The sequence below is a fragment of the Streptomyces sp. SID4985 genome (genome assembly GCF_009863025.1).
Taxonomy (GTDB): domain Bacteria; phylum Actinomycetota; class Actinomycetes; order Streptomycetales; family Streptomycetaceae; genus Streptomyces.
The window spans coordinates 20,050-28,181 of record NZ_WWIR01000099.1; the positions used below are offsets into that span (position 1 = coordinate 20,050).

The 8,132-nt window shown below is 68.6% G+C and carries 7 protein-coding genes and 1 pseudogene; 7 read left to right on the top strand and 1 reads right to left on the bottom strand.

The window, feature by feature from the left end; genetic code table 11:
* The first annotated feature begins 3 nt into the window (after window positions 1–3).
* The 5 genes from atpA (at window position 4) to GTW40_RS04200 (ending at window position 5,136) form a co-directional block, all read left to right on the top strand.
* Window positions 4–1,596 carry a F0F1 ATP synthase subunit alpha gene (gene atpA, locus GTW40_RS04180; RefSeq protein WP_161178778.1) on the top strand — a complete coding sequence of 531 codons (1,593 nt, stop codon included), beginning with the start codon at window positions 4–6 and terminating at the stop codon, window positions 1,594–1,596.
* 21 nt (window positions 1,597–1,617) lie between these two features.
* Window positions 1,618–2,535 carry a F0F1 ATP synthase subunit gamma gene (locus tag GTW40_RS04185; RefSeq protein WP_161178779.1) on the top strand — a complete coding sequence of 306 codons (918 nt, stop codon included), beginning with the start codon at window positions 1,618–1,620 and terminating at the stop codon, window positions 2,533–2,535.
* The gene (gene atpD / locus GTW40_RS04190; protein WP_161178780.1) at window positions 2,536–3,972 is read left to right on the top strand and encodes a F0F1 ATP synthase subunit beta; all 1,437 of its coding nucleotides are present in this window, start codon (window positions 2,536–2,538) and stop codon (window positions 3,970–3,972) included.
* A 165-nt stretch (window positions 3,973–4,137) separates the two neighbouring features.
* Window positions 4,138–4,515: a F0F1 ATP synthase subunit epsilon gene (locus tag GTW40_RS04195; RefSeq protein WP_161178781.1), complete on the top strand. Its 378-nt coding sequence runs from the start codon at window positions 4,138–4,140 to the stop codon at window positions 4,513–4,515.
* A 174-nt stretch (window positions 4,516–4,689) separates the two neighbouring features.
* Window positions 4,690–5,136 carry a DUF2550 domain-containing protein gene (locus GTW40_RS04200; RefSeq protein WP_161178782.1) on the top strand — a complete coding sequence of 149 codons (447 nt, stop codon included), beginning with the start codon at window positions 4,690–4,692 and terminating at the stop codon, window positions 5,134–5,136.
* A gap of 34 nt (window positions 5,137–5,170) precedes the next feature.
* On the opposite strand, the gene GTW40_RS04205 is transcribed toward GTW40_RS04200, so the two are convergent.
* Window positions 5,171–6,997 carry a glycoside hydrolase family 18 chitinase gene (locus GTW40_RS04205; RefSeq protein WP_161178783.1) on the bottom strand — a complete coding sequence of 609 codons (1,827 nt, stop codon included), beginning with the start codon at window positions 6,995–6,997 and terminating at the stop codon, window positions 5,171–5,173.
* A gap of 185 nt (window positions 6,998–7,182) precedes the next feature.
* Between GTW40_RS04205 and GTW40_RS04210 the strand changes: the two genes are divergently transcribed.
* Window positions 7,183–7,878 (top strand): response regulator transcription factor, encoded by a 696-nt coding sequence (locus GTW40_RS04210; RefSeq protein ID WP_161178784.1) that lies wholly within the window; start codon window positions 7,183–7,185, stop codon window positions 7,876–7,878.
* Window positions 7,875–8,132: pseudogene (locus tag GTW40_RS04215) on the top strand (two-component sensor histidine kinase); the annotation flags it as partial. The gene GTW40_RS04210 and the pseudogene GTW40_RS04215, both read left to right, overlap by 4 nt.

Here is an 8,132-nt window from a genome sequence, read left to right on the forward strand (position 1 = left end):
CAGATGGCGGAGCTCACGATCCGGCCGGAGGAGATCCGGGACGCGCTGGAGAACTTTGTCCAGTCGTACAAGCCGGACGCGGCCTCGCGCGAGGAGGTCGGTACGGTCACCCTTGCCGGCGACGGCATCGCGAAGGTCGAGGGCCTGCCCTCGGCCATGGCCAACGAACTGCTGAAGTTCGAGGACGGCACCCTCGGCCTCGCCCTCAACCTCGAGGAGCGCGAGATCGGTGCCATCGTCCTCGGTGAGTTCAGCGGCATCGAGGAGGGCCAGCCGGTGCACCGCACCGGTGAGGTGCTCTCCGTGCCGGTCGGCGACGGCTACCTCGGCCGTGTCGTCGACCCGCTCGGTCAGCCGATCGACGGCCTCGGCGAGGTCGAGACCGACGGCCGCCGCGCGCTCGAGCTGCAGGCGCCCACGGTCATGGAGCGTCAGTCGGTGCACGAGCCGATGGAGACGGGCTACATGGCCGTCGACGCCATGACCCCGGTCGGCCGCGGTCAGCGTCAGCTGATCATCGGTGACCGCCAGACCGGCAAGACCGCCCTGGCCGTCGACACGATCATCAACCAGCGCGACAACTGGCGCTCGGGCGACCCGAAGAAGCAGGTCCGCTGCATCTACGTCGCCGTCGGCCAGAAGGGCTCCACCATCGCCGGCGTGCGCCGCGCGCTGGAGGAGAACGGCGCGCTGGAGTACACGACCATCGTCGCCGCCCCGGCGTCCGACCCGGCCGGCTTCAAGTACCTGGCGCCGTACACCGGTTCGGCCATCGGTCAGCACTGGATGTACCAGGGCAAGCACGTCCTGATCGTCTTCGACGACCTGTCGAAGCAGGCCGACGCCTACCGCGCCGTGTCCCTGCTGCTGCGCCGCCCGCCGGGCCGTGAGGCCTACCCGGGTGACGTCTTCTACCTGCACTCCCGTCTGCTGGAGCGCTGCGCCAAGCTCTCCGACGACATGGGTGCCGGCTCGATGACCGGTCTGCCGATCGTCGAGACGAAGGCCAACGACGTCTCGGCGTTCATCCCGACCAACGTCATCTCCATCACCGACGGCCAGTGCTTCCTGGAGTCGGACCTGTTCAACGCCGGTCAGCGCCCCGCGCTGAACGTCGGTATCTCCGTCTCCCGAGTCGGTGGTTCCGCGCAGCACAAGGCGATGAAGCAGGTCTCCGGCCGACTGCGCGTGGACCTCGCCCAGTACCGCGAGCTGGAGGCGTTCGCCGCCTTCGGTTCCGACCTGGACCAGGCCTCGAAGAACCAGCTCGAGCGCGGTACCCGCATGACCGAGCTGCTCAAGCAGAACCAGTACCAGCCGATGTCCACCGAGGACCAGGTCGTCTCGATCTGGGCCGGTGGTACGGGCCGCATGGACGACGTCCCGGTCGACGACGTGCGCCGCTTCGACAAGGAGCTCCTGGAGTTCCTGCACCGCAAGCACCAGGGCCTGATGACGTCGATCCGCGAGGGCGGCAAGATGTCGGACGACACCCTGCAGGGCATCGGCGACGCGATCGCGGAGTTCAAGACGCAGTTCGAGACCTCCGAGGGCAAGCTGCTCGGCGAGGACGCCCCCGCCACTGCCGCCAAGTGACGTAAGGAAGGGACCTGACTCATGGGAGCCCAGCTCCGGGTCTACAAGCGTCGCATCCGATCCGTCACCGCGACCAAGAAGATCACCAAGGCGATGGAGATGATCGCCGCCTCGCGCGTCGTCAAGGCGCAGCGCAAGGTGGCCGCCTCCAAGCCGTACGCGGACGAGCTCACGCGCGCCGTCACGGCGGTGGCCACCGGGTCGAACACCAAGCACCCGCTGACCACGGAGGCGGAGAACCCGACCCGTGCCGCGGTCCTGCTCCTCACGAGCGACCGCGGTCTGGCCGGCGCCTTCAACTCCAACGCGATCAAGTCGGCCGAGCAGCTGACCGAGCGCCTTGAGCGCGAGGGCAAGCAGGTCGAGACGTTCATCGTCGGCCGGCGCGGTATCGCCCACTACAACTTCCGCGAGCGCAAGGTCGCGGAGACGTGGACGGGCTTCACCGACGAGCCGACGTACGCGGACGCCAAGAAGGTCGCGCAGCCGCTGATCGAGGCCATCGAGACCCCCGACTCGGAAGGCGGCGTGGACGAGCTGTACATCGTCTACACCGAGTTCGTGTCGATGATGACGCAGACGGCGGTGGCCCAGCGGCTGCTTCCGCTGAGTCTCGACGAGGTCGCCAAGGAGGCCGCCCCCCAGGGGGAGATCCTCCCGCTGTACGACTTCGAGCCCTCGGCGGAGGACGTCCTCGACGCCCTGCTGCCGCGGTATGTGGAGAGCCGCATCTACAACGCGATGCTCCAGTCGGCCGCTTCGAAGCACGCCGCCACGCGGCGCGCGATGAAGTCGGCCACCGACAACGCGGGTGAGCTGATCAACACGCTCTCCCGTCTTGCCAACGCGGCCCGCCAGGCCGAAATCACCCAGGAAATCAGCGAGATCGTCGGTGGAGCCAGTGCCCTGGCCGACGCGAGCTCGGGGAGTGACCGATAAATGACCACCACTGTTGAGACCGCGACGGCTACGGGCCGCGTCGCCCGGGTCATCGGCCCGGTCGTCGACGTGGAGTTCCCCGTCGACGCGATGCCGGAGATCTACAACGCCCTGACCGTCGAGGTCGCCGACCCGGCGCGGGCGGGCGAGAAGAAGACGCTGACCCTGGAGGTCGCCCAGCACCTGGGTGACGGCCTGGTCCGCACCATCTCCATGCAGCCCACCGACGGTCTGGTCCGCCAGTCCGCGGTGACCGACACGGGCGACGGCATCACCGTCCCGGTCGGCGACTTCACCAAGGGCAAGGTGTTCAACACCCTCGGTGAGGTGCTGAACTCCGAGGAGAAGCACGAGGGCGAGCGCTGGTCCATCCACCGCAAGGCCCCGAACTTCGACGAGCTCGAGTCGAAGACCGAGATGTTCGAGACCGGTGTCAAGGTCATCGACCTGCTGACCCCGTACGTCAAGGGCGGCAAGATCGGTCTGTTCGGTGGTGCCGGTGTCGGCAAGACGGTGCTCATCCAGGAGATGATCTACCGCGTCGCCAACAACCACGACGGTGTCTCCGTGTTCGCCGGTGTCGGCGAGCGCACCCGTGAGGGCAACGACCTCATCGCGGAGATGACCGACTCGGGCGTCATCGACAAGACCGCCCTGGTCTTCGGTCAGATGGACGAGCCCCCGGGCACCCGTCTGCGCGTCGCGCTGGCCGGCCTCACCATGGCCGAGTACTTCCGTGACGTCCAGAAGCAGGACGTGCTGTTCTTCATCGACAACATCTTCCGCTTCACGCAGGCCGGTTCCGAGGTCTCCACGCTGCTCGGCCGTATGCCGTCCGCCGTGGGTTACCAGCCGAACCTGGCCGACGAGATGGGTCTCCTCCAGGAGCGCATCACGTCGACCCGCGGTCACTCGATCACCTCGATGCAGGCGATCTACGTCCCCGCGGACGACCTGACCGACCCGGCCCCGGCCACCACGTTCGCCCACCTCGACGCGACGACGGTTCTCTCCCGTCCGATCTCGGAGAAGGGCATCTACCCGGCCGTGGACCCGCTGGACTCCACGTCCCGGATCCTGGACCCGCGCTACATCGCGCAGGACCACTACGACTGTGCGATGCGCGTCAAGAACATCCTGCAGAAGTACAAGGACCTCCAGGACATCATCGCGATCCTCGGTATCGACGAGCTGGGCGAGGAGGACAAGCTCGTTGTCCACCGTGCCCGTCGTGTGGAGCGCTTCCTGTCCCAGAACACCCACGTCGCCAAGCAGTTCACCGGCGTGGACGGTTCGGACGTTCCGGTGGACGAGACGATCCGCGCGTTCAACATGATCTGCGACGGCGAGTTCGACCACTTCCCGGAGCAGGCCTTCTTCATGTGCGGTGGCATCGAGGACCTGAAGAAGAACGCGAAGGAGCTGGGCGTCTCCTGAGCGAGCGCCCGCGGCGGGCCTGACCGGTCCGCCACGGGTACTGCCTCTTGGTGAGAGGGGTGGAACAGCATCCTGCGGGGTGCGGTCCGCCCCTCTCCCCACGCCCCACTAGAATTGACCCCAACACCCGGCACTACCGCCGGGTGGTGACCCGAGGAGCCAACCTTGGCTGCTGAGCTGCACGTCGAGCTGGTCGCCGCCGACCGCCAGGTCTGGTCCGGCGAGGCCACCCTGGTCGTGGCGCGCACCACCTCCGGCGACATCGGCGTCATGCCCGGTCACCAGCCGCTGCTCGGTGTGCTGGAGTCGGGCCCGGTGACCATCCGCACGAGCGACGGCGGGACCGTCGTCGCCGCGGTGCACGGCGGTTTCATCTCGTTCGCGGACGACAAGCTGTCGCTGCTGGCCGAGGTCGCCGAGCTGGCGGAGGAGATCGACGTCCAGCGCGTCGAGCGGGAGCTGGAGCGCGCGAAGGCGGAGGAGGACGCGGACGCCGAGCGTCGCGCCGATGTCCGTCTGCGGACGGCGACCGCGGCGAAGTGATCCCACGCGCCGTGTGACCATGTCATTCAGCCGCGGCCGGCCCGGAACATTCCGGTGCCGGTCGCGGCTGTGGCGAATACGGGTGTTTTTCCGGTTCCATTACCTGGCACTGCGGTTTCATTACCTGGTGCCGTCCGTAGTACCCCTACCAGGAAGACGAGGAGGTCGGTGTCGATGGTCCTCGCTCTGACTGTGTGCGGAGCCGTGGTGGCGCTCGTGGTGGTGGGGCTGTTCCTGTTCGGACTGCGCCGCAGACTGATCCAGCGCTCTGGCGGCACCTTCGACTGTTCGCTGCGCTGGGACGTCGACACGGACCCGGACACCAGCGGCAAGGGCTGGAGCTACGGCGTCGCCCGCTACAACGGCGACCGCATCGAGTGGTACCGCGTCTTCTCCTACGCGATCCGCCCGCGCCGCGTCCTGGAGCGCTCCCGTATCGAGGTGGCCGGACGCCGGCTGCCCGAGGGCGAGGAGGAGCTGGCCCTGCTGTCCGACGCGGTGATCCTCGCCTGCGTCCACCAGGGCACCCGCCTGGAACTCGCGATGAGCGAAGACGCGCTGACCGGGTTTCTCGCTTGGCTGGAAGCAGCCCCGCCCGGACAGCGCGTCAACGTCGCTTAGGGTCTCGCGACCCTTCGTACTTTCTTACGTTTTCCTACGACAGGCCGCTGTTCACGGCCGTCACCAGCTCACCGTTGCTGGTGTCACCGCTGAAGTCCCAGAAGAACGCGCCGCCCAGGCCCTGGTTCTTGGCCCAGCTCATCTTTCCGGCGATGGTCGACGGGGTGTCGTAGGACCACCAGTTGCTGCCGCAGTGGGCGTAGGCCGTGCCCGCGACGGTGCCGGTGACCGGGCAGGAGCCCTTGAGCACCTTGTAGTCCTCGATGCCGGGCTCGTAGGTGCCCGGGGCCGCGCCGGTGGCGGTGCCGCCCGGGGCGTCCTGGGTGACGCCGGTCCAGCCGCGGCCGTAGAAGCCGATGCCGATGAGGAGCTTGTTCGCGGGGACGCCCGCCGCCTTGTACTTGGCCATGGCGTCGGCGGTGGTGAAACCGGCCTTCGGGATGCCGCTGTACGAGGTGAGCGGGGAGTGCGGAGCGGTCGGACCCTGGGCGTCGAAGGCGCCGAAGAAGTCGTACGTCATCACGTTGTACCAGTTGACGTACTGAGAGGCGCCCGCGTAGTCCGCGGCCTCGATCTTGCCGCCGTTGGAGCCGTCCGCGGTGACCGCGGCGGTGACCAGCGCGCTGGAGCCGAACTTGGAGCGGAGCGCCGAGACGACGTTCTTGAAGGCCGCCGCGCCGCTGGTGTCACAGGACAGACCGCAGGCGTTGGGGTACTCCCAGTCGATGTCGATGCCGTCGAAGACATCGGCCCAGCGGGGGTCCTTGACCAGGTTGTAGCAGGACTGGGCGAAGGCCGTCGGGTTCTGGGCCGCCTGGCCGAAGCCGCCGGACCAGGTCCAGCCGCCGAAGGACCACAGCACCTTGATGTTCGGGTACTTGGCCTTCAGCTGGCGCAGCTGGTTGAAGTTGCCGCGCAGCGGCTGGTCCCAGGTGTCCGCCTGGCCGCTGACCGACTGGTCGGCGGTGAACGCCTTGTCGTAGTCGGCGTAGGAGTCGCCGATCGCGCACTGGCCGTTGGTGACGTTGCCGAAGGCGTAGTTGATGTGCGTGATCTTGGCGGCCGAGCCGGACGTCACGATGTTCTTGACGTTGTAGTTGCGGCCGTAGATGCCCCACTCGGTGAAGTACCCGAGCTTGACCTTGTCGCCGGTGGCGGGCGGCGGGTTGGTGCCGCCGCCGGTGGTGTGCACCGCGACGGAGCCGCTGGCCGGACCGGTCTGGTCGGCCGTGTCACGGGCCTGCACGGTGTACGAGTAGTCGGTGCCCGCGCTGAGACCGGTGTCGGTGTACGAGGTCGAGGTGACGGTGGCGACCTTGCCGCCGTCGCGCAGGACGTCGTAGTTCTTGACGCCCTTGTCGTCGGTGGCCGCCGACCAGGACAGCTTGACCGAGGTGTCCTTGACCTCGGACGCGGCCGGGGTGCCGGGCGCGGAGGGCGCCGCGTCACCGGGGACCGTGGTGCCGTCACAACCGCCGCCGTTGAGCTTGCAGTTGGACGGGGAGCCGGAGCCCGCGCCGTTGAACGAGAACGAGATCGAGGCGCCGGGGGCGACCGAGCCGTTGTAGGACTTGTTCTTGGCGGTCCAGTGGGTGCCGGAGGACGTGACGTCCGCGTCCCAGGCGGAGGAGACGGACGTGCCCGAGGGGAAGTCCCACTCGATCGTCCAGGAGTTGATGGCGGTGGAACCGGTGTTCTGGACGGTCCACTTGCCCTCGAAGCCGGTGCCCCAGTCCTGGGTCTTGGCGTAGGTGGCCGTCACGCTGGTGGCGGCCTCGGCGGGACTCGCGATGCCGACCAGGCCGGCCAGGGGGAGCACCAGGGTCGCGGCTGCGGCCGCGGCTCTGAGTCTGAAGCGCATACTGCGCCTCCCTCGTATTGGGGGGTGTCAGGAGGCATGGGGGGCATGACTGAGCCTTCACGCCCATGCTGCCGCGAGAATAGAAAGGTCTGGACCACCGGTCAATAGGTCTGGACCATATGGGAGAGAAGTCGGGGAAATTCTCAACTCCCTTGGCTTGTAGGTTGGTTGAATGAGGAGAGCGCATGGGTGACACACCACGTTCCGGGACGGTCCTGGTGGTCGACGACGACGCGGCGATCCGCCGCTCCCTGGAACGCGGACTCCGGCTGAACGGCTTCGCCGTGCGCACCGCCCCCGACGGCGCCCGCGCGCTCACCGCCGTCACCGAGGAACCGCCCGACGTCCTGGTGCTCGACGTGTCGATGCCCGGCCTCAGCGGCATCCAGGTGTGCTCCCGGCTGCGCGCCGAGGGCCGCGAACTGCCCGTGCTCATGCTCTCCGCGCTGGACGAGACCGCCGACCGCATCGCCGGACTCCAGGCGGGCGGCGACGACTACCTCGTGAAGCCCTTCGCCCTCCAGGAACTGGTCCTCCGGCTGCGCGCCCTGCTGCGCCGCAGCCCGCCCGCCGACCGCGAGGTGCTGCGCGCGGCGGGCCTCGTGATCGACCCCGCCGCCCACACCGCCGAGCGCGAGGGCCGCGAACTGGAGCTGACCCGGCGCGAGTTCGGCCTTCTGGAGGTGCTGGTCCGCAACGCCGGTCTCGTCCTCACCCGCGACCAGCTCCTGGAGCGCGTCTGGGGCTACGACTTCGAGGTGCGCACCGACGCCGTGGACACCTTCGTCAGCTATCTGCGGCGCAAGCTGGAGGCGGGCGGCGCACCCCGGCTGATCCACACCGTGCGCGGGGTCGGCTTCGTCCTCAGGGAGACGCCGTGAAGCTCTCCACCCGCGTCGGCCTCGCCGTCGGCTGCACCGTCCCGCTGCTCGTGCTCGCCTCCGGCTGGCTGCTGCTGCACCTGGTCGCGCGCGATCTGCGCGGGGCGGGCGCCGAGCACCTGCGGCAGCGGGCCACCGCCATCGCCCCGGACGCCCGCGCCCTGCTCCGCGCCTCCGCGAACGGGCGCCCCCGGGTCGCCGACGTACGGGAGCGGCAGCTGTTCAGCGCCGCGCTCGACGTGGGCGTACGCGTC

What these genes read in the sequence shown, in the direction of transcription:
- atpA (WP_161178778.1), top strand. Translation starts at nt 4, where the DNA reads ATGGCGGAGCTCACGATCCGGCCGGAGGAGATCCGGGACGCGCTGGAG.
- GTW40_RS04185 (WP_161178779.1), top strand. Translation starts at nt 1,618, where the DNA reads ATGGGAGCCCAGCTCCGGGTCTACAAGCGTCGCATCCGATCCGTCACC.
- atpD (WP_161178780.1), top strand. Translation starts at nt 2,536, where the DNA reads ATGACCACCACTGTTGAGACCGCGACGGCTACGGGCCGCGTCGCCCGG.
- GTW40_RS04200 (WP_161178782.1), top strand. Translation starts at nt 4,690, where the DNA reads ATGGTCCTCGCTCTGACTGTGTGCGGAGCCGTGGTGGCGCTCGTGGTG.
- GTW40_RS04205 (WP_161178783.1), bottom strand. Translation starts at nt 6,997, where the DNA reads ATGCGCTTCAGACTCAGAGCCGCGGCCGCAGCCGCGACCCTGGTGCTC.
- GTW40_RS04210 (WP_161178784.1), top strand. Translation starts at nt 7,183, where the DNA reads ATGGGTGACACACCACGTTCCGGGACGGTCCTGGTGGTCGACGACGAC.